The sequence below is a fragment of the Arthrobacter sp. SW1 genome (assembly GCF_001766675.1).
Lineage (GTDB): Bacteria > Actinomycetota > Actinomycetes > Actinomycetales > Micrococcaceae > Arthrobacter.
Genome location: NZ_MJLT01000013.1, coordinates 16,712 through 43,690, shown reverse-complemented (window position 1 = coordinate 43,690; position 26,979 = coordinate 16,712). Strand labels below are relative to the sequence as shown.

The following is a 26,979-nucleotide window of genomic DNA, read 5'->3' as shown; positions in this document are numbered from 1 at the left end:
CAGACCGAGGTTCCGGCGGAGCCGTAGGGCCAATCGACGCGGCAATGCTGAAGGAACTCCGGCGCACCAGCATCCTGCACGTGGACATGGATGCCTTCTTCGTCTCGGTTGAACTGCGTTCGCGCCCTGATTTGGTGGGCAAGCCGGTGATTGTCGGATTTCCAGCGGAACGCTCGGTGGTGCTGTCCGCCTCCTATGAGGCCCGCACCGTAGGAGTGAAATCCGCCATGCCGATGGCGGTGGCAATGCGGCTTTGCCCGTCTGCAATCATCCTCGAACCCCGCCACCACCTCTACTACGAGGTTTCCCGTGAACTGATGCGGATCTTCGAATCGATCACCGAACTCGTTGAGCCGCTCAGCGTTGACGAAGCATTCCTTGATGTGGGCGGAGCCATCCGCAGGCTCGGACCGCCAGTGGACATCGCCAAGCTGATCCGGCGCCGGGTATCCGCCGAGCTGGGAATCACAGCATCCGTCGGGATTGCGGCAAACAAGTTCGTGGCCAAGATCGCCTCGACCCGCTGCAAGCCGGACGGGCTCCTGATGATCGAGGCCGACCGCACGGTGGAGTACCTGCACAGCCTGCCGGTCAAGGCGCTCTGGGGCGTGGGAGCGAAAACCGCCGAAGTCCTGGCACGCCTGGGTATCAGCACTGTTGCTGACGTCGCCGCGACCCCTCCTGCCGCCCTGCGGAAAATCCTGGGCGCCTCAGGCGAGCACGTCCACCGGCTGTCGATGGGCCTTGACCCGCGGCCAGTGACCCCGGTCAGGGTGGAAAAAAGCATCGGCGCGGAGGAGACGTTCGCCGTCGACGTTTTCGACGACGCCGTGCTCCACCGCGAATTGCTGCGGCTCTCGCACCGTACAGCCACCCGGCTGCGGGCCGGAGGCCTGCTGGCACGCACGGTAGCCCTGAAGCTTCGCTATGCCGACTTTTCGACCGTCACCCGAAGCAAGACGGTCCACACTCCGGTGGACAGCGCGCAGCTCGTCTACCAGGTGGCCTCCCAGTTGCTCGCTTCCCTGGGTGCGCGTCCGATGAGCGTCAGGCTGATCGGCGTACGCCTGGAGCAGCTTGAATCCGCGGAAGCGACCGCGATGCAGCTGAGCCTGGACAGGCGCGATGACAACTGGCGTTCGGCAGAGCAGGCCCTGGACGAAGTGAGCCGCAAATTCGGCGGCAAGACGGTGCTTCCGGCGAGGCTTCTCGAGCGTCCGCCCGAACAGGGCGCCGGATAGTTCCGAAAGAGGCCGGGGGCAGGGCGTTGGCGTCTTTCAGAACAGTGCCCGACAAACTATCCTAGAACTACACACAGAATTAGCTCGTCTGGACAAAGTGCCTCATCGCGTCTGGTTCCATGGACAAGGACTGGGAACCCTTTTCAAGGCCGGTCCGTTTAGGGGATAACAGAGGCGATGGCCGCCCATTATCCGGACCTTGGCCGACTATAAGGAGGTCGCGATGCCCCTCTCGGAGCATGAACAGAAGCTTCTTGAGCAGCTTGAGAAGCAACTGCATGAGGACGATCCGAAGTTTGCCAATTCCATGGGGTCGGATCCCATCCGTGCTTGGTCCACCCGGCACATCATCGTGGGGGTCCTTGGAGCCGTCGCCGGTGTCCTGCTCTTGTTGGTCGGCATCACCCTCCAGAACATCTTCCTTGGAGTCCTGGGCTTCATCGTCATGGGTGCCGGCGTGTATTTCGCCACGCTGCGCAGAATCTCGGCCGGCAAGCCCAGATCCGGCAAGCCGGGCAAGACAAAGAGTTCCTTCATGAACAACCTCGAAGAGCGCTGGGACGAACGCCGCCGCGGCGACGACTGACAGTCCGGCGGAGCGGGAAGTCCCGAATCCTCCACTTCGCACCACAAACCCCGATTTTTGAAGAAAAGGACCCGCCTGGCGGGTCTTTTTCCGTTTAAGCACCGTTTCCTTGCCGCCGCCGCCACCGGTTGTGATTTTTCCTCCACTTCCCGCCACACCCCTGTATTCCGGGCTTTATGCGGCAGTTCACCGGCCCTGATGGAGCCGAAACGCCCGCGTGTGCGTTGACTGTGGGGGCTTGTGGAGTAAAGTGGAGGGCGTAAGAGGGTAGTGGCGGAGTTGGGCAGGTACGGCACCTTTCACAGATGGGCGGTGGGCCAATGTTTCTTGGCACGCATTCGCCGCGTCTGGACGAGAAGGGCCGCATCATCCTTCCCGCCAAGTTCCGCGAGGAACTGGCAGACGGTCTGGTCCTCACCAGGGGGCAGGAGCGCTGCATCTACGTCTTCAGCCAGCGGGAATTCGAACGTATTCACGAGTCCATGCGGGAGGCCCCCATCTCCTCCAAGCAGGCCCGCGACTACATCCGGGTTTTCCTGTCCGGAGCCTCTGACGAGGTACCTGACAAGCAGGGGCGCGTGACGATTCCGCCGGCGCTCCGGGCGTATGCAGGCCTTGGCCGGGAACTGGCAGTCATTGGCGCCGGCACCCGGGCCGAGATTTGGGACGCCCAGGCTTGGAACGACTACCTCACCGAGAAGGAAGCCGCCTTCTCGGAAACCGACGACGACAACCTTCCCGGATTCATCTAGACGCCGGGCAGGACCAGCTTCTTGGACGGGATCTCCAGCCGCCCATCGCTCGCCAACCTGGCTCACCTTCCCCGGAGCCAGGCGGACGCAGGGATAGGCGCGGATGGGGATCCGGCCCAAGAAGCATTTAAGAGCCAGTGAACGAATGCCGAGGAGGCCGCATGGACGGGCAGGACACGCCGAAGCCGACCTCTGAGCGCCATGTGCCGGTACTGAAGGACCGGTGCATCAACTTGCTGGCACCCGGTTTCGAGACAGCGCGCAGCCGCGGCGAAACCCCGGTGGTCATCGATGCCACCCTCGGCATGGGCGGCCACTCCGAAGCAATGCTTCAGCGCTTCCCGGACCTGCACCTGGTAGGAATCGACCGGGACGAAGAAGCCCTGGCGCTCGCGGGGGAGCGGCTCAAGCCTTTCGAGGCCCGCACGGACCTGGTCCACGCCGTCTACGACGAAATCGAAGATGTCCTTGAAGACCTTGGCCTGGTCGAGGTACATGGCATCCTCATGGACCTTGGCGTCTCGTCCCTGCAGCTCGACGAACGGGAACGCGGTTTTGCGTACTCCTACGACGCTCCCTTGGACATGCGGATGGACACGAGCCGCGGACAGACAGCCGCCGACGTCGTCAATACCTACTCCGAAGAGGAACTGGTCCGCATCATCCGGAAGTGGGGCGAGGAGAAGTTCGCCGGCCGGATCGCCAACCGGATCGTCGCGGCGCGTGCAGAGAAGCCCTTTACCACCACGGGTGAGCTTGTGGAGCAGATCCGCAGTGTTGTTCCGGCCGCGGCTGCCAAGTCGGGTGGCCACCCGGCCAAGCGGACGTTCCAAGCGTTGCGCATCGAGGTCAACGAGGAACTGGACGTTCTGGAACGGGCGGTTCCCGCCGCCGTCGACTCGATCGCCCTCGGCGGCCGCGTGGTGGTGATGTCCTACCACTCGCTCGAGGACAAGATCGTGAAGTCGGTCTTCCAGAAGCGCTCCAAATCGTCGGCTCCGCTGGGCTTCCCGGTGGAACTCGAAGAACACAAACCTGAACTGAAAACACTGACCAAGGGCACGGAGGTGCCCACCGCGGAAGAAATCGCGGAGAACCCGCGGGCCGCATCGGCCCGCTTGCGCGCCGTCGAACGCATCAAGGCAAGGAGAAACGCATGAGCACCGCAGCAGCGAAGGCAATGCCGTCCACCGTGGGCAACACGGCGCGCGCCTTGCCGTTGCGTTCTCCCGCGCCCGACGCCGGCCGGAAGGTCCGCACGCCGCTTTCCGTCGTGCGCAGCACCCCCGGGAAGCGCCGGGTGCCTTTTTTCGTGTTCTGCTTCGGTGTCCTCGCTGCCGCATTGCTGACCGTGCTGGTGCTGAACATTTCGGTGTCGACGGCGCAGTACGAGCTGGTTCAGCTCAAAGCCCGCGCCGCCACGCTCACAAAGCAGAACCAGGAGCTGACACAGCAACGCCAGGCATTCGAAGCTCCCCAGAATCTGGCCGGCAAGGCAGCACAATTGGGAATGGTGGCATCCACGTCCAAGAAGCAGATCAACCTGGACACCTTGAAGATCACCGGAACCGCGACGCCCGCCGCCAAGGGAAGCAACCCCGGAGCGGTCATCGCAGCTCCAGCGATTACGGGTCAGCTTGATGTGGTTCCGCCGGCAAGCACCAAGGAGCCTCTGGCAAGCCGGACTCCCGTAGCGGAAGCCCCGGCAGCAACGGCGCCGAAGCCGGCAGTCAAGCCGGCGCCCAAGGCTCCGGTGGCGGACCTCAACGGGGGCTCGGTACCTGCTCCGCAGCAGAGGGTGCCCGGGCAGTAGGACTCCGGTCGAACGGACAGCAGCAAGCAGCAAGGAAACGACGTGGCGCAGAACTCCGGGAAATCGAAAACGAAGAAGGCGCCATCTGCCAAGCGGCGGCTGCGTGTCGGGCTTGGCCTGATGCTCGCCCTGCTGCTGGTGGTTGGCGGCAAGCTCTTCCTTGTCCAGGGTCTGGACGTCGGTGGCATGGCCGAAGCCGGCATCAACAAGCGACTGCGGCCTGTCGAGCTTCCCGCGGAACGCGGTCAGATCCTTGATTCCAACGGCACCGTGCTGGCGAGCAGCGTGATCCGCTACGAGATTTCGGTGGACCAGCGGGTCAACACCAACACTCCGGAGTTCGTACGTTACAACCCGGAGACCAAAGACTATGACGAGATCAGCCGTGAGCAGGGGATCAAGGACCTCGCCGCCGCGCTGGGAGTTGACGTTGAAGCCCTCACGCAGTCGGTGACGGGGGAGAAGCCGTATGTGCTCCTGGCCAAGGACGTGAAGCCGGACCTCGAAGACATCATTACGAAACTCTCGATCCCGGGCGTCGTGTCCAAGGCCACCAGCAAGCGGGTGTACCCCAACGGCAGTGTGGCCGGGGGCGTCATCGGCTTCCTGAAGGACGGCACCACGGGCCAGGCCGGCATTGAGCAAACCCAGGACGAGGCGCTGCGCGGCACTCCGGGCAAGCGGCTCTTCGAGATCGGCGCCGACGGCCTCCGCATTCCGGTAGCGACGGACGAACTCACTCCCGCCGTCGACGGCAAGGACGTGAAACTGACGCTCAACACGGACCTGCAGTATTTCGCACAGCAGGCCATCCAGACGCACGTGGAAAAGTACGGCGCCCAGTGGGGTTCGATCGTTGTCATGGACGCCAAGACGGGCAACATCATCGTCATGGCGGACACCAACGCCCCCGACCCGAACAACCCCGGCGGAGTCGCTGCGCAGGACCGCGGTGTCCGATCCGTCACCGCGGCCTACGAACCCGGCTCAGTGGAGAAAACCCTGGTTGCCGCCGCCCTGATCGAAGAAGGCAAGTCCAATCCGCTGGAAACGTTCACCATCCCGCCGCAGTTGGTGAAAGACGGCGAAGTCTTTGGCGACGCCTTCGATCACGGGACCGAAAAGCGGACCCTGGCCGGCATCCTCGGCTGGTCGATGAACACCGGTACCGTCATGGCCGGGAGCCGCTTGAGCAAGCAGGAACGCTATGACTGGCTGCGCAAGTTCGGCATCGGCGAAGCACCGCAGATCGGCCTGCCGTCCGAGGCCAAGGGCATCCTCGCACCCCCGGACCAGTGGGACAACCGCCAACAGTACACCGTGCTGTTCGGCCAGGGCGTCTCGCAGTCCACGCTGCAGACGGTCCGGGCGTACCAGAGCATTGCCAACGACGGCGTCATGCTGCAGCCCCGCCTGATCGACAGCTACATCTCACCGGACGGCACGGAAGAGAAAGCAGCCGCCAAGGATCCGCGCCAGGTCATCAGCAAGGAGACGGCCAAGAAGGTCCGGGACATCCTTGAGAGCAACGTCACTGAGGGCCAGATCAAGGAGGCCGCCATTGACGGGTACCGGGTCGGGGCCAAGACCGGTACCTCGGAGGCTCCGCGCGAAGACGGGCTCCCGGGCTTTGACGGATTCACGACCTCCATGGTCGGCATGGCGCCCATGGAGAATCCGCGCTTCATCGTCGAGGTGGTGGTCCAGCGGCCGAAGGGCGGCGTCCGCGGCAGCAGCAACGGCGGGGTCTTCGGTGCCGTGATGGGGCAGGTGCTGCGCAGCTACAACGTTCCGCCGTCCACGGGTACCCCGGCCCGCTTCCCCCAATTCGCCAAATAGCCGGTCCGCCAAAATAGCCGGTCCGCCCGCCAAGTAAGCTTGTGTGGCAGTTGTCCGGCCACCAATGATCCATCCGTGCAGCCGCCGGGAGTTCGCCCTGAGCCATCAGGCCCGGCAGCGCGGCACGTTCCACGAGTACCATCGGAGATCCTTTTGCCAGAGCAGAAAGACGCTGTCCAGAGCCCCCAGGGGCCGCACACGACGGCGGGAGCAGCCCCCGGAGGCAGCGGATTCCGCCCCGCACGGGTCGCGCCCGTGCCGTTGGACGTCATCGCTTCGGCATTGGGAGTCCAGGTTCCCGCCGGCGCCGCGGGCATTTCCGTGACAGGCGTGTCCTTGAACTCCCGTGCGGTCGAGCCGGGCGACCTGTACCTGGCGCTTCCCGGTGCCAGCCGGCACGGTGCCGAGTTCGCCGGGCAGGCGGTCGCCGCCGGTGCCGTCGCCATCCTGAGCGACGACGACGGCGCGCGCCGGCTGGCCGCCGACGCCACCAACAGCGTTCCGGTTCTGGCCGTCCGTGAGCCGCGCGCCGCCGTCGGGCCCCTCTCCGCGCTCGTCTACCGCAGCCAGCCGGCGGGGGAGGCTTCGCCGGCCCTGTTCGGCGTCACGGGTACAAACGGCAAGACCACCACCACGTACTTCATCAACTCGCTGCTGCGCGCACTGGGCAAGACGCCGGGCCTGATCGGAACCATCGAGATCCTGGCGGGAGCCGAGGCCATCCCCAGCCTGCTGACTACGCCGGAATCCCCGGACGTGCACGCGCTGCTCGCACTGATGCGCGAACGCGGCCTGGACGCTGCGTCCATGGAGGTGTCCTCGCATGCCATCTCCTACCGCCGGGTGGACGGGGTGATGTTCGACGTCGCCGGCTTCACCAACCTGACCCAGGACCACCTGGACCTGCATGGCAGCATGGAAGAGTACTTCCGCACGAAGGCCGAACTGTTCACTCCCGGCCGCTGCCGCCGCGCAGTCGTGATCGTCGACGACGAATGGGGCCGCACGCTCGCGGCCGAAGCCAGTGTTCCGGTCACCAGGCTGTCGCTGGCGTCCGGGCCAGATGCTTCCGGATCCGCTGCCGACTGGGTCCTCGCTTCCAGCTCGCCCCGCGGGCTTGGCAGCGCCTTTGTGCTACGGCACCGTGACGGTGTGGAATTGCGTGCCCGCACTGCCTTGCCGGGCGACTTCAACATTGCGAATGCGGCCCTCGCCACCATCATGGTCCTCGAATCCGGCGTCGGCCTGGACCCGCTGCAGGCCGCCTTGGACTCCGGCGACCCGTTCGCCGTCGCGGTCCCGGGCCGCATGCAGCTGGTCTCCGATGAACCCGCCGCCGTGGTCGATTTCGCCCACAACCCCGACGCCCTCGCACGCGCCCTCGAAGCCGTGCGCTCCCGCGAAGAAGGTTCCCGCGTGATCGTGGTGTTCGGCGCCACCGGGCAGCGCGACCAGGGCAAGCGACCCACCATGGGTGCCATCGCGGCGCGGCTGTCCGATGTGGTGATCATCAGCGACGACGACCCGCACGATGAAGACGCCGCCGCCATCCGGGCCGAAGTGCTCGCCGGCGCCGTTGCGGCGAAGGAGGAAGAACAGCTGGACTGCGAGATCATCGAGTCCTTCCCGCGCGATGTCGCCATCCGCAAGGCGGTGGAACTCGCCACGGAGAAGGACACCATCCTGGTGGCCGGCCGCGGCCACGAAGTCTGGCAGGAAGTCAAAGGCGTCAACCTTGCCCTCGACGACAGGGAAGAACTGAAGGCCGCCTTGACAGCCCGGGGATTCCGGGTTCCGGCAGACGAACGGATAGAGTCCTAGACCGAGATGATTGCACTGACAGCGGCGGAAATCGCCCATATCACCAATGGCACTCTTGTGGCCGATCCCGGCATTGTTCCCCTTTCCGTTGTGACGGACTCACGGGAGGCCGGTCCCGGATCGCTCTACGTGGCCAAACCCGGCGAACACGCGGATGGCCACAACTTCGTCGGCGCAGCGTTTGACCGCGGAGCCGTGCTGGCGCTGTGCGAACGCAAGGTGGCCGACGCCTCCGGCCGGCCGTACCCCGCAGTGATCGTCGAAGATGCCGTGCTCGCCATGGGTGCCCTCGCCGCCGAGGCCGTCCGCCGGATCCGCGCGGAACGCGCCGCGGCCGGGGAGCAGTTCACGGTCATCGGCATCACCGGTTCGGCGGGCAAGACCACCACCAAGGACCTGCTGGCGGGCATCCTGTCCAAGGCCGGAACCACCGTCGCTCCGCAGGGTTCATACAATGGCGAAGTCGGCGTCCCCCTGACGGTGTTCACGGCCGACGCCGGAACCCGGTACCTCGTCATCGAGATGGGTGCCACGGGCCTCGGCCACATCCAGTACCTGGCGGAGATGGTCAAGCCGGACATCGGCGTGGTGCTGGTGGTCGGTACTGCCCACGCCGGTGAGTTTGGGGGAGTGGAGAACATCGCCAAGACCAAGGGCGAGCTCCTCGAAGCACTCAGCAGCAACGGCACCGCCGTCATCAACCTCGACGATCCGCGTGTGGCGGCCATGGCCCCGCGCACCGTGGCCCCGATCCTTGGCACGAGTTCCAGTGGCGCGGCGGGTGCCGCCGTCGAGGCCCGCAACGCGGACATCGACGCCCTGGGCCACCCCGCTTTCGACCTCGTCCTGCCCGACGGCGGCGGGCCGCGGCCCGTGCGCAGCAAACTGATCGGTGCCCATCACCTGGGCAACCTGCTCGCCGCAGCTGCCGCGGCATACGCAGCCGACATCCCGGGAGACGACATTGCGGCCTCCCTGTCGGAGCAGACCGCCGCCAGCCGCTGGCGCATGGAGCGCACCGAACGGCCCGACGGCGTCACGGTCATCAACGACGCCTACAACGCAAACCCGGAATCCATGCGGGCAGCGTTGCGGACGCTGGCGGACATCGGCCAGGGCCGGCGCACCTGGGCCGTGCTCGGCGCCATGCTGGAGCTCGGCGAAGATTCGATCCGCGAACACACGGCCATCGGAACCCAGGTGGTCCGGCTGAACATTTCCCGGTTGCTCGTGGTGGGTCGCGAGGCGCGGGCGCTGTACATTTCGGCCATCCAGGAAGGCTCCTGGGGTGATGAATGCGTCTTCACCGAAACGGCGGATGAAGCTTTTGAACTCTTGCAGTCGCAGCTGGAACCGGGGGATTTGGTGCTGTTCAAATCGTCCAACGGGGTCGGGCTGCGGCATCTGGGGGATCGGATAGCATTAGCCCCACGTGCGGGGACGACCATGGACACCGCGGCCGTAGCTGCCGCCGATGAAGGGAACGAGCTGCCGTGATTGCACTGTTGATCGGAGCCGGCGTCGCCCTCCTGGCGGCCCTGATCGGGACCCCGCTGTTCATCCGCTTCCTGGTGTCCAAGGGCTACGGCCAGTTCATCCGCGACGACGGACCTACCTCGCACCACACCAAGCGCGGCACGCCCACCATGGGCGGCACCGTGGTGGTGGCCGCCGTGCTCATCAGCTACGGCCTGACCCACCTCATCATGTGGATGATGAACCCGCGTTCGCCCGGACCTTCCGTGTCAGGATTGCTGTTGCTCTTCCTCATGGTCGGCATGGGCTTCGTGGGCTTCCTCGATGACTTCATCAAGATTTCCAAGCAGCGCAGCCTGGGCCTCAACGCGAAGGCCAAGCTCATCCTGCAGGCTGTTGTCGGCGTCGCCTTCGGCATCCTGGTGCTGCAGTTCCCCAACGCGGACGGCCTCACCCCGGCGTCCTACCAGATCTCCCTGGTGCGCGACATCCCCTGGCTGAACCTGGCCTTCGGCGGAACGGTCCTTGGCGCCATCCTCTTCGTGATCTGGTCCAACCTGATCGTCACCGCGGCCACCAACGGCGTCAACCTGACGGACGGCCTGGACGGCCTCGCAGCGGGCGCATCGATCATGGTCTTCGGCGCCTACACCCTGATGGGCATCTGGCAGAACAACCAAGCCTGCGGTTCGCCCCGCGAAGCGGGCAGCGGCTGCTACATGGTCCGCGACCCCATGGACCTCGCCCTCCTCGCCGCCATCATGAGCGCAGCCCTCGTCGGCTTCCTGTGGTGGAACACCTCGCCGGCCAAGATCTTCATGGGCGACACCGGCTCCCTGGCCATCGGCGGTGCGGTCGCAGGCTTCGCGATCCTTTCCCGCACGGAACTGCTGCTGGGCATTATCGGCGGCCTGTTCGTGCTGATCACCCTCTCCGTGATCATCCAGGTGGGTTACTTCAAGGCCACCAAGGGCAAACGCTTCTTCAAGATGGCGCCGTTGCAGCACCATTTCGAACTCAAGGGCTGGGCTGAAATCACCGTGGTGGTCCGCTTCTGGATCCTCTGCGGACTGTTCGTCGCCGCAGGCCTCGGTATTTTCTACGCTGAATGGGTGGTACTGCTGTGAACACCAGCGACCGTTTGAAGGACCTCACCAGCTGGGACGCCGACTGGCGGGGCCTGCGCGTGGTGGTCACCGGCATCGGAGTTTCCGGCTTCTCGGCGGCGGACACCCTGATCGAACTCGGTGCCCGCGTGGTGGTGGTCGATGCCGCTACGACGCCGAAGGCCGAGGCCCAGGCCGACACCCTCAAGATCGTCGGTGCCGTGGACGTCCTGCTCGGCCCGGAGGCCGTCCTGAGCGTCCCGGAGATCGACGGCGAAAAGCCGGACCTGGTGGTGACGTCGCCGGGATGGCGGCCGGACCAGGCCCTGCTCGCCGCCGCGAAGCGCGCCCACATCCCGGTGTGGGGCGACGTCGAACTCGCCTGGCGCCTGCGTGTGCGGGAGGGCCGCAAGACGGCGGAGTGGCTTACCATCACCGGCACCAACGGCAAGACCACCACGGTGGGCATGACCGAATCGATGCTTCAGGCCGCAGGCCTGAAGGCCATTGCGGTCGGCAACGTGGGAACGCCCATCCTCGATGCGCTCCGCGACCCGGTGGACTACGACGTGTTCGCCGTCGAACTGTCCAGCTTCCAGCTGCACTGGAGCGAATCCCTGTCCCCGGCGGCCAGCGTCTGCCTCAACGTCGCCGAGGACCACGTGGACTGGCATGGCTCGTACGACGCCTATCTGGCGGACAAGGCAAAGGTCTTCGAAAACACCCGGATCGCCTGCATCTACAACGCGGAGCAGATCGAAACCGAGCGGATGGTGGAAAACGCCGACGTCGTGGAAGGCTGCCGCGCAGTCGGCTTCACCACGGTGACCCCCGCCATCAGCATGCTGGGCGTCGTCGAAGGCCTCCTGGTGGACCGGGCCTTCATCGCCGAACGCAAGGATTCGGCGGCCGAACTGGCCGCCATGTCCGACCTCGGTCCCGTCGCGCCGCGCCACCTCGTGGCCAATGCCCTCGCCGCCGCGGCGTTGGTGCGTGCCTATGGCGTGGAGCCCGCGGCCGTGCGCGAAGGCCTCAAGCACTACCTGCCGGGCAAGCACCGCATCCAGCCTGTCAGCAAGCACGGCGACGTCCTCTGGGTCAACGATTCCAAGGCCACCAACCCGCATGCCGCTGCCGCCGCACTGGCTGCTTTCGACAACGTGGTGTGGATTGCCGGCGGCCTGTCCAAGGGCGTCAACTACGACGATCTAGTCAAGGAACAGGCGCACCGCCTCAAGGCCGTGGTACTCATCGGCACGGATACCGAAGCGCTTGAAGCATCGCTCCAGCGACACGCAGCGGATGTGCCGGTGATCGGGCAGTCCAAGGGTCAGACTGAAGAGGCCGGTAAGGAACTTTCGCCGATCTTCGGAGACACGGTGATGGCCCAGGCCGTCGCGGCTGCTGCCCGGATCGCCGGGCCGGGCGACACCGTGCTGCTGGCGCCGGCGGCCGCGTCCATGGACCAGTTCACTTCCTACGCCCACCGTGGCGACGCGTTCATCCAGGCAGTCCGCGAACTCGTGGAAGGCGAATCCGTGAAAGGCACCGCACAGACCACCGAGGAGTAGCAATGGTCACCACGCCCACCCGCCAGGCGCCGGCGTCGAAGGCCGCCCGGCAGAACCCCGGGCTTCGGGACCGATTGCGGAAACTCTGGGCCGGTATCGAAGGCAAGGGCGCGGCGGCCAACAGCTCCACGTACTACCTGATCCTGGGCTGCACCCTGGCCTTGACCGCCATCGGCATCATGATGGTCCTCTCCGCATCCAGCGTCGAGGCCATCTCGGTGGGCAAGTCGCCGTATGCGGATGCGACGAAGCAGGCGGGTTTTGCTGTCATTGGCGTGATCGCCATGTACCTCATTTCGCGGACCAACGTGACGTGGATGAAACGCCTTTCATGGCCCGCGCTTGGTGCGGTCCTGGTGTTGCTTGTGCTGGTTCAGGTCCTCGGCCGGAAGACGCTCGGCAACCAGAACTGGATCGATGTCGGCGGCGTCAGCATCCAGCCCTCCGAATTCTCGAAGCTCATCCTCTGCGTCTGGATTGCCACGGTCCTGGCCCGCAAGGAGAAACTGCTCCATCGCTGGATGCACGTCATCGTCCCGGTGGTCCCGGTGGCCGGAGCGGTTGTGGCCCTGGTCCTGGTGGGCAACGACCTGGGTACGGCCATTGTGATCATGGCCATCATCGCCGCGGGGCTGTTCTTCGCGGGCGTTCCCGGGAAAATGCTCGCCATCGCCGGAGGCTTCGGCGCCGTGGCAGCCACGCTCCTGACAGTCAGCAGCCCGAACCGCATCTGCCGCATCACCTCGTGGCTTGGCAATCCCTCTGCGGCCTGCACCACGGATTATGATTTCGACTTCCAGTCCACCAACGGCATGTACGGCCTCGCGCAAGGCGGCTGGACCGGCCTGGGACTTGGCCAGAGCCGGCAGAAGTACAACTGGCTTCCGGAAGCTCACAACGACTTCATCTTCGCGATCATCGGCGAGGAACTCGGCCTGCTGGGCACCATCGTGGTGCTCTTGCTTTTCGCGATCCTCGGCATCGCCATCTTCCGCGTGGTCATCCGGCAGACCGACCCGTTCCAGCGGACCCTGGCCGGCTCGATCATGGTCTGGCTGCTCGGCCAGGCGAGCATGAACATGGCCGTGGTCACGCAGCTCCTCCCGGTCATCGGTGTGCCGTTGCCCTTCATTTCCTACGGCGGTTCGGCACTGTTGATGTCCCTGTGCGGCGTGGGCGTAGTGTTGTCCTTGGCCCGCGCCCAGATGGCCCCCGCCAAGCGTCCCCGCCTGTGGCGCCGATCCGCGAAAACTGCACGAAAGCGTAAATAGCACTTCATGAATTCCCAGCCCGAGGAAAACCGAACCGGGGACACCCGGACCAAGCCGCTGTCCGTGGTCCTGGCCGGAGGCGGAACCGCCGGTCACATCAGTCCGATGCTTGCCATCGCGGACGCCCTCAAGGCGGCCCGCCCCGATGCGTCCTTCCTGGCGGTCGGTACGGCCGAGGGCATGGAAACCCGCCTTGTCCCGGCTGCCGGCTATGAACTCGCCACCATCGGCCGGGTGCCGTTCCCGCGCCGGCCTTCCGCGGCAATGCTGAAGTTCCCCGCGCGCTTCGCCGGAGCCGTCAAGCAAGCCGGCCGTATCCTCGACGACGCCCGCGCCGACGTGCTCGTCGGCGTCGGCGGCTACGTTTGCACGCCCATGTACCTCGCAGCGCGCAAGCGGAACATCCCGATCGTCATCCACGAAGCGAACAGCCGGCCGGGCCTGGCCAACCGGGTGGGTGCGCTGTTCAGCCGCCACGTGGCCGTCGCCTTCGCGGGAACCAAGCTGAAGGACGCACGCCACGTCGGGATGCCCATGCGCACAGCGATCTCCAGCCTGGACAGGAAAGCCGCCCGTGCGGCTGCCCGTACCGCCCTGGGGCTCGACCCGGAGCGGGCGGCGCTGATCGTCACCGGTGGATCCTCGGGAGCGCTGAGCATCAACCGCACTATCGCCGGAGCCCTGCCCGCGCTTGCGGCGGCCGGCATCCAGACCCTGCACATTACCGGGCGGGGCAAGGAAGTCACCGACGACGGCGGCGCGCTGCTCAGCGCCGAAGGCTACCGGCAGGTGGAGTACGTGGACGGCATGGAGAACGTCTACGCCGCCGCGGACGTCCTGCTGGCGCGTGCCGGCGCCGCGACCGTCTGCGAGGTGGCCGCCGTCGGCGTTCCCGCGGCGTTTGTCCCGCTTCCGGTGGGCAACGGCGAACAGGCACTGAACGCCCGCGGCCTCGTGGAGGCAGGCGCCGCCCTCATCGTCGAGGACAAGGACCTGACCGCCGGCTGGCTGGAGCGCGAGCTCATCCCGCTGCTGGGCGACCGGCAGCGCCTTGACCACATGGCCGCCACGGCCGAACGCCTTGGCATCCGAAACGCCGATCAGCGGATGGCTGATCTTGTCCTGGAAGCGGTATCCGAATGACCCAGCCCATCGCAGACCTGAGCTCCCTCGGCCGGGTGCATTTCATCGGCATCGGCGGCGTCGGGATGTCCGCCGTCGCCCGGATCATGGTGGCCCGCGGGGTTACGGTCAGCGGCTCGGACGCCAAGGACCTCCCGGTCATGCGCGAGCTCGCCGCGGCAGGTGCGCGGATCGCCGTCGGCTATGCAGCGGAGAACCTGGGCGACGCCCAGACCGTTGTGGCCGGTTCCGCCATCCGGCAGGACAACCCCGAGCTGCTCGCCGCACGGGCTGCCGGCCTGCCGGTGCTGCACCGCTCCGAGGGGCTGGCGGCCACGATGGGATCAGACCGTGTGGTTGCCGTCGCAGGAACCCATGGCAAGTCGACCACTACCTCCATGGTGACGGTGCTGCTGCAGCAGGCAGGCCTGGATCCCTCCTTCGCGATCGGCGCCAACGTGCCCGCGCTTGGCGTCAACGCCGCGAGCGGCAGCTCGGACATTTTCGTCGCCGAGGCCGATGAATCCGATGCCTCCTTCCTGAACTACCGGCCGTTGATTTCCATCGTGACCAACGTCGAGGCCGACCACCTGGACCATTACGGGACGCCCGAGGCCGTGTACGCGTCCTTCGATTCCTTCGCGGCTCTGCTTCCGGCGGACGGCCTGCTGCTCGCCTGCGCGGACGACGACGGAGCGCGCGCCCTCGCTGACCGGGTCCGGGCAGCCGGGACCACCCGGGTCATGACTTATGGAACCGCCGACGACGCCGACGTCCGGCTGTACGACGAAGGAACCAGCGGAAGCTGGGTCAGCCTGGCAGGGGAGAAGCAGCGCCTCGAACTGCAGGTACCTGGTCGCCACAACGCACTGAACGCCACCGCCGCCTTTGCGGCCGCCGTCGAACTCGGAGTGGAACCCGGCGCCGCAGCAACGGCCCTGGCACATTTCAGCGGCGCGGCCCGCCGCTTCGAATTCAAGGGAGAGGGCAGGGGAGTGCGGGTCTACGACGACTACGCCCACCACCCCACGGAGGTCCGTGCCGCACTGTCTGCCGCCCGTACCGTCGCCGCCGGCCGTAAGGTCCATGTGCTCTTCCAGCCGCACCTGTTTTCGCGGACCCGGGAGTTTGCCCGGGAGTTCGCCGAAGCCCTCAACCTGGCGGACACCGCCTTGGTGCTGGACATCTATCCGGCCCGCGAAGATCCCATCCCCGGCGTGACCAGCGAACTCATTACGGGGCAGCTGGAGTCGGGGCGCCTTGTGGCGGCGGACGACGCCGTGGAGCACATCACGGCCGCGGCAAGTGAGGGCGACATCATCCTCACTGTCGGTGCCGGCGACGTGACGGCTTACGGGCCCCTGATCGTGGAGCGGCTGGGTGGCTAGCACGCGCAAGCCCACCTTCAAGCCCGGTGCCACTGATCTTGGTGCCACCAAGCCCGGTACCACTAATCCTGGTGCCACAGCACCGGGCGTGATCAGCGCCGAACGCACGCTCGACGACGACGCCTCGCAGCCGGCGAAAGCGAAGGCTCCGGCCAAGGCCAACACCGCCACGGTCCTCGCGTTCCCGGAGCCGAAAGGCCGCAGGCGGAAGCGGATTGTCCTGACGGTCATCGGTGTCGTGGTTGCGCTTGTCGCCGCGCTGATGGCGGCGGTGGTCTATTCGCCCCTGCTGGCGGTCCGTACCGTGACCGTCGACGGCACCAAACTGCTCAAGGCCGACGCCGTCAGGAAAGCCCTCGCACCGGTTGAGGGCACTCCGCTGCCGCAGGTCGACGACGCCGAGATCGCCCGGCTGCTCAAGCCGCTCGTCCAGGTCCGCTCGGTCAGCACGGAAGCCCGACCGCCGTCGACCCTGCTGGTGCATGTGGTCGAACGGGTTCCCGTTGCGCTGCTGAAGAAGGGTGACACGTACCAGCTGGTGGATGTCGACGGCGTGCAACTGGGTTCCACCAAGGACCCGGCCACCGTGCCACTGCCGCTGATCGACGGCAGCGCCGCGAAACCCGAACTCTTCAAAGCCATCACCGCGGTGCTGGCCACGCTGCCGCCCGACGTGCTGGCCAAAATGGCGAGTGCCTCGGCCAAGTCTCCGGACGCCGTCGAGCTGAAGCTCGTCGACGGGAAGACGGTGGTGTGGGGCAATGCGGAGGAGAAGGAACTCAAGGCGCGGGTGCTCGAGGCGCTCCTCAAGGCCCCGGCCGATCCGCAGGTGCCGGTCAACGTCTATGACGTCTCGGCACCACGGCATCCGCTTACCAAGTAGTCGCCGGGCGGGCGCCGGCCCGGTAACAACCCGGCCGGTAACAAGGGGACGGGAAAGGGCGAAATGCGGAACATTCACACGACACGCGGAGCGGGTCATTGAATGTCCGATTCCCAGCCCATACCGTCACATAAGAGTTACTTGACATAACTATAACCTTCAACTAGAGGGTTAAGGTCCAAGGATTCAAGTTGGACTCGATCAGTTTCGCTATAGGACACAAGCAAGGGGCACGAAACGTGGCAGCACCGCAGAATTACTTGGCCGTCATCAAGGTCGTCGGCATCGGCGGCGGTGGCGTGAACGCCGTCAACCGGATGATCGAAGTCGGCCTTCGGGGTGTCGAGTTCATCGCCATCAACACCGACGCGCAGGCGCTCCTCATGAGCGACGCCGACGTCAAGCTCGACGTCGGACGCGAACTCACCCGCGGCCTCGGCGCGGGTGCCAACCCCGACGTCGGACGCCAGGCCGCCGAGGACCACGCCGATGAGATCGAAGAAGTGCTGCGTGGCGCAGACATGGTCTTCGTCACCGCCGGCGAAGGCGGCGGCACGGGCACCGGCGGCGCCCCCGTCGTTGCCCGCATTGCCCGTTCGCTGGGTGCGCTGACGATCGGCGTCGTGACCCGCCCCTTCACCTTCGAGGGCCGCCGCCGCGCCAACTCCGCCGAGAACGGCATTGACGCCCTGCGCGACGAAGTCGACACGCTGATCGTCATCCCCAACGACCGGCTCCTCTCCATCAGCGACCGGAACGTCTCCGTCCTCGACGCCTTCCGCTCCGCCGACCAGGTGCTGCTCTCCGGTGTCCAGGGCATCACCGACCTCATCACCACCCCTGGCCTGATCAACCTCGACTTTGCCGACGTCAAGTCGGTCATGCAGGGCGCCGGTTCCGCCCTCATGGGCATCGGCTCGGCTCGTGGCGAAGACCGGGCCGTCAAGGCTGCCGAACTCGCCATCGCCTCCCCGCTGCTCGAAGCTTCGATCGACGGCGCCCACGGCGTGCTGCTCTCCATCCAGGGCGGTTCGGACCTCGGCCTCTTCGAAATCAACGAAGCTGCCCGGCTGGTCCAGGAGGTGGCCCACCCCGAGGCCAACATCATTTTCGGTGCCGTCATTGACGACGCCCTCGGTGACGAAGCCCGCGTCACGGTCATTGCCGCCGGCTTCGACGACGTCAAGGCCACGTCGCCGTCCATGAACCAGCCTGCCGCGCAGTCCGCTGCCCAGCCGGCCGCCCAGCAGGCTCCGGCCGCGCCCGAGCGTCCCGCCGCTCCTGCCGCGGCGCCGGCCTACCAGGCTCCGCAGCACGTGCCGGCAGGCGTCGCCAGCTCCGGACTGAGCAACTGGGGCCAGCAGCGCCCGGCTGCCCTGCCCGCGGACTCCGGCTTCGACGTCGAACTTCCCGCAGTCGTGGAACCCGAGCTCTCCGGCGGCCGCGCCGATGACCTCGACGTGCCCGACTTCCTGAAGTAACCCGGGAGCCGGTCAGCAGTGTTTTGGTGGCGTGAGGAGGTCCGGCCGGGAGTGACGGTGGCCTTTACGGATACCGACGCCGGCAACCTCGCCCTGCACGTCGGAGACGATGCGGGGGACGTCATGGCCCGCCGGGCCCGGCTGGAGACAGCGTCGGGGCTCGGCGGCCGGAGCTTCCAGTACATGTCCCAGGTGCACGGCAACGCCGTGGCCTTCATCGACGGTACCGCTGAAGCGCCGACCGCGGACGCCATGGTCTCCACCGGGCAGCCCCTTGCCGTGATGGTGGCCGATTGCGTCCCGGTGGTGCTCGCCGGTGACGGCGCCGCGGGTCCGGTCCTCGGCGTCGCCCACGCCGGCCGGCCGGGCGTCGCGTCCGGCGTCGTCCCGGCGGTTGTCGCCGAAATGCGGGAACGCGGAGCCCAGGACATTGCCGCCTGGATCGGCCCGTCCATCTGCGGCAAATGCTACGAAGTCCCCGAAGCGCTCCGCGCCGACGTCGCCGCAACCGTCCCCGCAACATGGGCGGAAACGTCGTGGGGAACGCCGGCACTGGACCTGCCGGCAGGGGTCCGGGCACAACTGGGAGCACTTGGCGTCCCCGTTGAATATTCCGGCGGATGCACCAAGGACACCGAGGCGCTGTTTTCCTACCGGCGCCAGCAGCAGACCGGCCGCTTTGCCGGATTGATCTGGACTCATGACTGAGCCGGATTCGGGAAGGACCGGCGCTCCGGGTGCCGGCCGGGAAGGCGACATGGACGAACGGGCACTCCAACTCCAGGAGCGGCTGTCGGCCGTCCGTTCACGGATCACTGCCGCCACCCGTGCGGCCGGCCGGGCGGAGGAACCGGAACTCATCGTCGTCACCAAGTTCCATCCGGCCGCCGACGTCGAACGGCTGGCGGCGCTTGGGATCCGTGACGTGGGGGAGAACCGTGACCAGGAAGCCTCCGCCAAAGCTGCAAGCCTGGCGCAGCTTGGCCTGCGGTGGCACTTCATCGGCCAGTTGCAGAGCAACAAAGCCAAGTCCGTGGTGAAGTACGCGCATTCTGTGCAATCCGTCGACCGGCCGCAGTTGGCTGAGGCCCTTGCCAAAGCGATGTTGCGTGCCAAGGATGACAACGGCCGCGCCGACCTTGAGTGCCTTATCCAGGTCAGCCTCGACGACGACGCCGGAGAGCACCGCGGCGGTGCCGCCCCCGCCGACGTCGAACGGCTCGCCGACAGCATCGCGGGTTCCGCCGGGCTGCGGCTCGCCGGGGTGATGGCCGTGGCGCCGCTTGGCGCCCGCCCCGAAGACGCGTTCGACAAGCTGGCCGGAATTTCGGCGGCGTTGCGCAGGAACCATCCCGCCGCCGTCGCGATTTCCGCCGGCATGAGCCAGGACCTGGAAGCCGCCGTCCGGTACGGGGCGACACACCTGCGGATTGGCTCCGATATCCTCGGTTCCCGGCCACCCGTGGGGTAGCGTCAAAGTATTGGAAGCGACGGGCCTGCGCATCCATGTCAAGGCATCCATGTCAAGTCACGGGCGGCCCGCCACAGCAGACACGATTGGAGTCCAGCATGGCTGGCGCACTGCGCAAGACAATGGTTTATCTTGGGCTCGCCGACGGCGATGAGCACTACGAGTCTGAGCACCACCTGCCGCAGCGGGAAGAGGAACGCGCCGCCGCTGCCGAGCCGGAGGAACGCCGCGCCCCTGCCCCGGTGCGTGAAGCCGTCCGTGAAGTACCCCAAGCCGCCGCCGAAGAGGAATACCGCGCCCCCGTGACACCCATCAAGCGTGCGGCATCGAGCCGCGAAGACAGCTCCGGACTGCGTCAGATCACCACGATCCACCCCCGCTCCTACAACGATGCCAAGGTCATCGGCGAGAGCTTCCGGGACGGCATTCCGGTGATCATGAACGTCACTGACATGGGCGAAGCGGATGCCAAGCGCCTGGTGGACTTCTCCGCCGGCCTTGTTTTCGGCCTGCACGGCAGCATCGAACGGGTCACCAACAAGGTGTTCCTGCTCTCTCCGTCCTACGTCGAAGTCCTGGGTGACGACAAGAAGGCCAGCGAAGGCCAGGCCTCGTTCTTCAACCAGAGCTAGGCTCAAAACAGCTTTTGACAGATGCCAGGCAGGCCTACTGCCTGGCATCTGTGTTGGAATAGAAGAACGTCAGCCGCGATCGAGGAGAACTGAGCTAAGCCGTGGGCATTGTTTTTGGCCTTATTTACATCGCACTGCTGTTGTTCCAGATCGCGCTCATTATCCGGATCGTCTTCGACCTGGTGCAGATGTTCGCCCGCCAGTGGCGTCCGCGCGGCGCAGCCCTCGTGGCCGCCCACGTGGTCTACTCGGTCACCGATCCGCCCATCAAGCGTGTCCGCCGCCTCGTTCCGCCCCTCCAGCTCGGCGGAATCTCCCTTGACCTGGCGTTCCTGATTGTCTTCATCGTGGTGGTCATTGCGATGGGATTCACCTGGGCGCTGGTGTAGCTTTCTTTGTAGTACAGGGAGCCGGCCGCTACGGCGGTCCGGCCCCGGTTCCCGTGATTAATGCCAAAGGGTGTTGAATTGGGGGAATCAGATGATATTTAGGTACCGTAGTTTTTGAACGGCCGGAAGGCCTCCTGACTAACTAGACCAACGAGGTGACCAGATGGCTTTGACGCCAGAAGACGTTGTCAACAAGCGCTTTCAGCCGACCAAGTTCCGTGAAGGCTACGACCAGGACGAGGTCGATGATTTCCTTGATGAGATCGTCGTCGAACTGCGCCGCCTGAACCAGGAGAACGACGAGCTCCGCAAGAAGCTCGCCGAGGCCGGCACCCCTGCTGCCGCCAACGCCGCGCCGGCACCCGTTGTCGAAAAGGTCCCTGCGCCCGTCAAGGCCGACAAGGACGCAGAAGCCAAGGCAAAGGCCGAAGCGGAAGCCAAGGCTGAAGCCGAGGCCAAGGCCGCCGAGGAAGCAGAGGCCAAGAAGAAAGCCCAGGCTGCCGAGGCCGCCGCGCTGGCTCCCGCCCCTGCTGCCGCCACCCCGGCTCCCGCCGTTGCGTCGCCCTCTGCCGAGTCCGCCGCAGGCCTGCTCGCCATGGCCCAGCAGATGCACGACAAGCACGTTGCAGACGGTGAACAGCAGAAGGAAAAGATCATCGCCGAGGCGCAGATCGAAGCTTCCACCCTCGTCAATGACGCCCAGGAAAAGTCCCGCAAGATCCTCGGCGCCCTGGAGCAGCAGCGTTCCGTCCTTGAGCGCAAGGTTGAGCAGCTCCGTGGCTTCGAGCGCGACTACCGCTCCCGCCTGAAGGCCTACATCGAAGGCCAGCTGCGCGACCTGGACGCCCGTGGTTCCGTTGCCGCGCCCGAGGTCGGCGAAGCTGCGGCTGAGGTCTAAGCAAGTATTCTGAAAGCCGGTGGCTGAGGACTCCTCGGCCACCGGCTTTCGCTGTTAAGCGCAGCGCACCCACGGCCAACCCCGGATGAAAGCACTATGAGCGACGAACACAACAGCGGCACCACGGAGCCGGCCCGCACCCCCCGCCGGACTCCGCGCCCCGGCCTGCTCTGGCTCTTTGCCGGCTTTGCGGCGTTTGCCTACGCCTTTGACCAGCTGACCAAACTCTGGGTCACCGCCACCATGGTGGAAGGTGAGCGGATCCCGGTGTTTCCGCCGCTGCTGCACTGGTACTACATCCGCAATTCCGGAGCGGCCTTCTCCATCGGCGAGAACGTCACCTGGGTCTTCACCCTGGTGATGGCCGGCGTCTCCGTGGCCATCTTCTTCCAACTGCGCAAACTCGGCTCGGCGTGGTGGGCACTGGCGCTGGGCCTTCTCCTGGGCGGTGCCCTGGGCAATCTCACCGACCGCCTCTTCCGGGAGCCTTCCTTCGGGATGGGGCACGTCGTGGACTTCATCCAGCTGCCCAACTTCGCCATCTTCAACATCGCTGATTCCGCCGTGGTGAGTGCCGTCGTCGTGATCTGCCTGCTGACCCTGCGCGGAATCGGCATGGACGGCAGCAAACAGCAGGCGGCGCCCGCCACGCCGGCGCAGCCTGACCAGGAGGCATCCGGCGATGCCTGAAACGTACCTCGTTCCTGAGGAGCTCGGAGGAGCGCGGGCCGATGCCGGCCTGGCCAAGCTCATGGACATCTCACGCTCGGCTGCCGCGGTGCTGCTCGCGGAAGGGAACGTCCTCGCCGGGGGAGCAGTCCTTGGCAAGTCCGCCAAGCTGGCTGCCGGCTCCGTCCTGTCAGTTACCGTTCCCGAACGCCGGGATCCCTTGGAAGTGGTGGAGGAAGTAGTGGAAGGCCTGAACATCCTGCTGGACGATGAGGACTTTGTCGTCATCGACAAGCCCGTGGGTGTTGCGGCACATCCCTCACCCGGCTGGGTCGGCCCCACGGTGGTGGGCGGCCTCGCCGGCGCCGGGTACCGGATTTCCACCTCGGGTGCCGCGGAACGCGCCGGCATCGTGCACCGCCTCGACGTCGGAACTTCCGGTGTCATGGTGGTTGCCAAGACCGAACACGCCTACACCGTGCTCAAGCGGGCGTTCAAGGAGCGGACCGTGGACAAGGTCTACCATGCGGTGGTCCAGGGCCTGCCCGAACCCCTCGAAGGAACCATCGACGCCCCGATCGGCCGCCACCCCGGCCACGACTGGCGCTTCGCCGTCATCGAAGACGGGCGCCCCTCGGTGACCCATTACGAAGTGCTGGAAGCCTTCGGCAAGGCCAGCCTCGTGGAAGTACACCTGGAAACCGGCCGGACCCACCAGATCCGCGTCCATTTCTCGGCCCTGCGCCACCCCTGCGCAGGAGACCTCACCTATGGCGCAGATCCGCGCCTTGCCGCCACCCTGGGCCTCACCCGGCAGTGGCTGCACGCCCGCAAGCTCGGCTTCAACCACCCCCGCAGCGGTGACTGGGTGGAGGTCACCAGCCGGTACCCGGCAGACCTGCAGTACGCCCTGGACCTGCTCGCCAGCGGCGACGCCTGAGCTCCACGCAGTTGCGGCTTGCGCGGGCCGCCCGGCGGTAGACTGTCGTGGTGACTTCCAGCAATGCCTCGTTCGTCCACCTGCACACCCATACCGAGTACTCGATGCTGGACGGCGCGGCGAAGCTCGGTGAGTTGTTCGCCGAAACCAACAGGCTTGAGATGCCGGCGCTGGCCATCACGGACCATGGCTACCTGTTCGGCGCGCACGACTTCTGGAAGAAGGCCAAGGACGCCGGGGTGAAGCCGATCATCGGCGTCGAGGCTTACGTCACCCCGGGTACTGCCCGCGGCGACAAGGAGCGCGTCCGCTGGGGCGACGAGAGCCAACGCAGCGACGACGTCTCCGGTGGTGGTGCCTACACCCACATGACGCTGCTCAGCTACAACAACACCGGCATGCGCAACCTGTTCAAGGCATCATCCATTGCCTCCCTGGACTCGGTCTTCGGCAAGTGGCCCCGACTGGACCGTGAGCTGCTGAATACCTACTCCGAGGGCCTGATCGCGACGACGGGTTGCCCCTCCGGCGAGGTCCAGACCCGGCTGCGGCTGGGGCAGTACCGCGAGGCCGTCGAGGCTGCCGCCGAATTCCGGGACATCTTCGGCAAGGAGAACTACTACTGCGAACTGATGGACCACGGGCTGTCGATCGAAACCCGGATCCGTGAAGACCTCCTGCGCCTGGCCAAGGACCTGGACCTGCCGCTTGTCGCCACGAACGACCTCCACTACACGCACGAGCACGACGCGAAGGCGCACGAGGCCCTGCTGGCCATCCAGTCCGGCTCCACGCTGCTTGAACCCAGCTACGACCAGGGCGGCTCACGCTTCGCCTTCTCCGGAACCGGCTACTACCTGAAGTCCCCCCGGGAGATGCGGGAGCTCTTCCGTGAGCTGCCGGACGCCTGCGACAACACCCTCGCCATCGCCGAGCGGTGCGAGGTGTCCTTCACCCACAACAACTACATGCCCAAGTTTCCCTGCCCGCCAGGGGACAATGAGGACTCCTGGCTGGTCAAGGAAGTCGAACGGGGACTGCACTACCGCTATCCCAAGGGAATCCCGGATGACGTCCGCAAGCAGGCCGATTATGAGCTCGGCATCATCAGCTCCATGGGCTTCCCGGGCTACTTCCTGGTGGTGGCCGACTTCATCAACTGGGCCAAGGACAACGGCATCCGTGTCGGCCCTGGCCGTGGCTCGGGTGCAGGTTCCATGGTGGCGTACGCCCTGCGCATCACCGACCTCGACCCGCTGCGCCACGGCCTGATCTTCGAACGCTTCCTCAACCCGGACCGTGTGTCCATGCCCGACTTCGACGTCGACTTCGATGATCGCCGCCGCCCGGAAGTCATCGACTATGTCACCCGGAAGTACGGCGACGAACGCGTGGCGATGATCGTCACCTACGGCACCATCAAGACCAAGCAGGCGCTCAAGGACTCGTCCCGCGTGCTCGGCTATCCCTTCAGCATGGGTGAGACCCTCACCAAGGCGCTGCCGCCCGCAGTCATGGCCAAGGACATCCCGCTTGCCGATATCCAGAACCCCCAGGCGAAGCGCTACGGCGAGGCCGGGGAGTTCCGGGAACTGCTGGCCACCGACCCTGAAGCCGCGAAGGTCTTCGAAACGGCCCTGGGCCTCGAAGGGCTGAAGCGCCAGTGGGGCGTACACGCCGCCGGCGTCATCATGTCCTCGGATCCGATCATCGACGTCGTGCCGATCATGCGCCGCATCCAGGACGGCCAGGTCATCACGCAGTTCGACTACCCCACCTGCGAAGGCCTCGGCCTGATCAAGATGGACTTCCTCGGCCTGCGGAACCTGACGATCATTTCCGACGCCATCGAGAACATCAAGCGCAACCGCGGCATCGACCTCGACCTTGAACACCTTGAACTGGACGACGCCGAGTCCTACGAACTGCTTGCCCGCGGCGACACCCTGGGCGTTTTCCAGCTCGACGGCGGCCCCATGCGTTCGCTGCTCAAGCTCATGAAGCCTGACAACTTCGAAGACATCTCGGCCGTGCTCGCGCTGTACCGTCCGGGTCCGATGGGCGCCAACGCCCATACCGACTACGCGTTGCGCAAGAACGGCGTGCAGCCGGTGGTTCCGATCCACCCGGAACTGGAAGAGCCCCTCAAGGACATCCTGGGCGGCACCTTCGGCCTGATCGTGTATCAGGAACAGGTCATGGCCGTGGCACAGAAACTGGCCGGGTACTCCCTTGGCCAGGCAGACATCCTCCGCCGTGCCATGGGCAAGAAGAAGAAGGAGGAGCTGGACAAGCAGTTCGCGGGCTTCCAGCAGGGCATGCTGGACAACGGGTACTCGGCCGAGGCCGTGAAGACCCTGTGGGACATCCTGCTTCCGTTCTCCGACTACGCCTTCAACAAAGCGCACTCGGCCGCCTATGGCGTGGTTTCCTACTGGACCGCGTACCTGAAGGCGCACTACGCGCCCGAATACATGGCCGCCCTGCTCACCAGCGTGGGCGACGACAAGGACAAGTCGGCCATCTACCTCAACGAATGCCGGCGCATGGGCATCACCGTGCTGCCGCCGGACGTCAACGAATCGGCCCTGACCTTCACCCCGGTGGGCAGCGACATCCGCTTCGGCATGGGCGCCATCCGCAACGTCGGCGCCAACGTCGTCGACTCCCTGGTGGCCGCGCGCCAGGAACAGGGACGCTTCGAATCGTTCTCGGACTTCCTCATGAAGGTTCCCGCAGTGGTCTGCAACAAGCGGACCATCGAATCGCTCATCAAGGCCGGTGCCTTCGACTCGCTTGGCCACGCGCGCCGTGCCCTGGCGATGATCCACGAAGAAGCGATCGACTCGGTGATCACGCTCAAGCGCAATGAGGCGATCGGCCAGTTCGACCTGTTCGCAGGCCTGGACGAGGAGAAGTCCGAAGCCTCCTTCAGCACAGAGATTCCGGACCTCCCGGAGTGGGAAAAGAAGGACAAGCTCGCTTTCGAACGCGACATGCTGGGCCTCTACGTCTCGGACCATCCGCTGCAGGGCCTGGAAGGGGTGCTCGGCCAGCACGCGGAGTACCCGATTTCCGCGCTGCTCGCCGAAGACGGCCCGCACGACGGCGCCATCGTCACCATTGCGGGCATGATCACCTCGCTGAGCCGCCGGATCGCCAAAGCCAGCGGCAACGCCTACGCCCGGGCCGAGATCGAGGACCTTGGGGCGTCGATGGAGGTCATGTTCTTCGGCCAGGTCTACGGTCCGATTGCCTCAGTGCTGGCCGAGGACCTGATCGTGGTGGTCAAGGGTCGCCTCCAAAGGCGCGACGACGGCGCTGTCACCCTGAACTGCATGGAACTGTCCGTTCCGGATCTCAGCGAAGGCGTGAACGGTCCGCTGGTGATCACCATGCCCACGTACAAGGCCACCGAGGCAGTGGTGACCGAGCTGCGCGACGTCCTCGGAAACCACCGGGGAAATTCGGAGGTCCGGCTCAACCTGCAGGGCGACACCAAGATCGAGGTCATGGCCCTGCCGATCCACCTGCGGGTGAACCCGAATCCGGCGCTGTTCGGCGACTTGAAGGTGCTCCTCGGCCCGGCCTGCCTGGACGGGTAGCCTGCGCGGTTGATCCAGCGGCCTG

General features: G+C 65.9%; 23 protein-coding genes. All 23 read left to right on the top strand.

Going from position 1 to position 26,979, the window contains the following annotated elements; all coding sequences use genetic code 11:
- Positions 1–44: 44 nt before the first annotated feature.
- The 23 genes from dinB (at position 45) to dnaE (ending at position 26,954) form a co-directional block, all read left to right on the top strand.
- A complete protein-coding gene (dinB, locus tag BIU82_RS09390; RefSeq protein ID WP_070349210.1) occupies positions 45–1,241 on the top strand; it encodes a DNA polymerase IV in 1,197 nt (398 codons plus the stop codon).
- Positions 1,242–1,464: 223 nt separating this feature from the next.
- Entirely contained in the window at positions 1,465–1,827 is a 363-nt protein-coding gene (locus tag BIU82_RS09385) for a DUF3040 domain-containing protein (RefSeq protein ID WP_070349209.1), read from the top strand.
- 320 nt (positions 1,828–2,147) lie between these two features.
- Complete coding sequence (gene mraZ / locus BIU82_RS09380; protein WP_070349208.1) at positions 2,148–2,579, top strand: division/cell wall cluster transcriptional repressor MraZ; 432 nt, start codon at positions 2,148–2,150, stop codon at positions 2,577–2,579.
- Between the two features lie 161 nt (positions 2,580–2,740).
- Positions 2,741–3,739, top strand: coding sequence for a 16S rRNA (cytosine(1402)-N(4))-methyltransferase RsmH (gene rsmH, locus BIU82_RS09375; RefSeq protein ID WP_070349207.1), 999 nt, complete (start codon positions 2,741–2,743; stop codon positions 3,737–3,739).
- Complete coding sequence (locus tag BIU82_RS09370; RefSeq protein ID WP_070349206.1) at positions 3,736–4,392, top strand: hypothetical protein; 657 nt, start codon at positions 3,736–3,738, stop codon at positions 4,390–4,392. The genes rsmH and BIU82_RS09370 overlap by 4 nt, the downstream gene beginning before the upstream one ends.
- Positions 4,393–4,434: 42 nt before the next feature.
- On the top strand, positions 4,435–6,231 hold the full coding sequence (locus tag BIU82_RS09365) for a penicillin-binding protein 2 (RefSeq protein WP_070349205.1): 1,797 nt from the start codon (positions 4,435–4,437) through the stop codon (positions 6,229–6,231).
- 255 nt (positions 6,232–6,486) lie between these two features.
- The gene (locus BIU82_RS09360; RefSeq protein WP_253182733.1) at positions 6,487–8,052 is read left to right on the top strand and encodes a UDP-N-acetylmuramoyl-L-alanyl-D-glutamate--2,6-diaminopimelate ligase; all 1,566 of its coding nucleotides are present in this window, start codon (positions 6,487–6,489) and stop codon (positions 8,050–8,052) included.
- A 6-nt stretch (positions 8,053–8,058) separates the two neighbouring features.
- Positions 8,059–9,549 carry a UDP-N-acetylmuramoyl-tripeptide--D-alanyl-D-alanine ligase gene (gene murF, locus BIU82_RS09355; protein WP_070349203.1) on the top strand — a complete coding sequence of 497 codons (1,491 nt, stop codon included), beginning with the start codon at positions 8,059–8,061 and terminating at the stop codon, positions 9,547–9,549.
- Positions 9,546–10,655: a phospho-N-acetylmuramoyl-pentapeptide-transferase gene (mraY, locus tag BIU82_RS09350; RefSeq protein ID WP_070349202.1), complete on the top strand. Its 1,110-nt coding sequence runs from the start codon at positions 9,546–9,548 to the stop codon at positions 10,653–10,655. Before murF ends, mraY begins: the two co-directional genes overlap by 4 nt.
- The gene (gene murD, locus BIU82_RS09345) at positions 10,637–12,205 is read left to right on the top strand and encodes a UDP-N-acetylmuramoyl-L-alanine--D-glutamate ligase (RefSeq protein WP_070349201.1); all 1,569 of its coding nucleotides are present in this window, start codon (positions 10,637–10,639) and stop codon (positions 12,203–12,205) included. Before mraY ends, murD begins: the two co-directional genes overlap by 19 nt.
- 2 nt (positions 12,206–12,207) lie before the next feature.
- Positions 12,208–13,476, top strand: a complete 1,269-nt coding sequence (ftsW, locus tag BIU82_RS09340; RefSeq protein ID WP_070349200.1) for a putative lipid II flippase FtsW — start codon at positions 12,208–12,210, stop codon at positions 13,474–13,476.
- A 6-nt stretch (positions 13,477–13,482) separates the two neighbouring features.
- The gene (murG, locus tag BIU82_RS09335; protein ID WP_070349199.1) at positions 13,483–14,619 is read left to right on the top strand and encodes an undecaprenyldiphospho-muramoylpentapeptide beta-N-acetylglucosaminyltransferase; all 1,137 of its coding nucleotides are present in this window, start codon (positions 13,483–13,485) and stop codon (positions 14,617–14,619) included.
- Positions 14,616–15,986, top strand: a complete 1,371-nt coding sequence (gene murC / locus BIU82_RS09330; RefSeq protein ID WP_070349198.1) for a UDP-N-acetylmuramate--L-alanine ligase — start codon at positions 14,616–14,618, stop codon at positions 15,984–15,986. The genes murG and murC overlap by 4 nt, the downstream gene beginning before the upstream one ends.
- Positions 15,979–16,869 (top strand): FtsQ-type POTRA domain-containing protein, encoded by an 891-nt coding sequence (locus tag BIU82_RS09325; RefSeq protein WP_070349197.1) that lies wholly within the window; start codon positions 15,979–15,981, stop codon positions 16,867–16,869. The genes murC and BIU82_RS09325 overlap by 8 nt, the downstream gene beginning before the upstream one ends.
- 239 nt (positions 16,870–17,108) lie before the next feature.
- Positions 17,109–18,350, top strand: a complete 1,242-nt coding sequence (gene ftsZ / locus BIU82_RS09320; protein WP_070349196.1) for a cell division protein FtsZ — start codon at positions 17,109–17,111, stop codon at positions 18,348–18,350.
- Between the two features lie 18 nt (positions 18,351–18,368).
- Positions 18,369–19,058 carry a polyphenol oxidase family protein gene (locus BIU82_RS09315; RefSeq protein WP_070349195.1) on the top strand — a complete coding sequence of 230 codons (690 nt, stop codon included), beginning with the start codon at positions 18,369–18,371 and terminating at the stop codon, positions 19,056–19,058.
- A 49-nt stretch (positions 19,059–19,107) separates the two neighbouring features.
- Entirely contained in the window at positions 19,108–19,821 is a 714-nt protein-coding gene (locus BIU82_RS09310; protein ID WP_070349220.1) for a YggS family pyridoxal phosphate-dependent enzyme, read from the top strand.
- Between the two features lie 98 nt (positions 19,822–19,919).
- Positions 19,920–20,453 (top strand): cell division protein SepF, encoded by a 534-nt coding sequence (gene sepF / locus BIU82_RS09305; protein ID WP_070349194.1) that lies wholly within the window; start codon positions 19,920–19,922, stop codon positions 20,451–20,453.
- A gap of 101 nt (positions 20,454–20,554) precedes the next feature.
- Positions 20,555–20,842, top strand: coding sequence for a YggT family protein (locus BIU82_RS09300; RefSeq protein ID WP_070349193.1), 288 nt, complete (start codon positions 20,555–20,557; stop codon positions 20,840–20,842).
- Between the two features lie 163 nt (positions 20,843–21,005).
- Entirely contained in the window at positions 21,006–21,740 is a 735-nt protein-coding gene (locus BIU82_RS09295) for a DivIVA domain-containing protein (protein ID WP_070349192.1), read from the top strand.
- A gap of 96 nt (positions 21,741–21,836) precedes the next feature.
- The gene (gene lspA, locus BIU82_RS09290) at positions 21,837–22,430 is read left to right on the top strand and encodes a signal peptidase II (protein WP_070349191.1); all 594 of its coding nucleotides are present in this window, start codon (positions 21,837–21,839) and stop codon (positions 22,428–22,430) included.
- Complete coding sequence (locus BIU82_RS09285) at positions 22,423–23,349, top strand: RluA family pseudouridine synthase (protein WP_070349190.1); 927 nt, start codon at positions 22,423–22,425, stop codon at positions 23,347–23,349. Before lspA ends, BIU82_RS09285 begins: the two co-directional genes overlap by 8 nt.
- Positions 23,350–23,399: 50 nt before the next feature.
- Complete coding sequence (dnaE, locus tag BIU82_RS09280) at positions 23,400–26,954, top strand: DNA polymerase III subunit alpha (protein ID WP_070349219.1); 3,555 nt, start codon at positions 23,400–23,402, stop codon at positions 26,952–26,954.
- Positions 26,955–26,979: the final 25 nt, after the last annotated feature.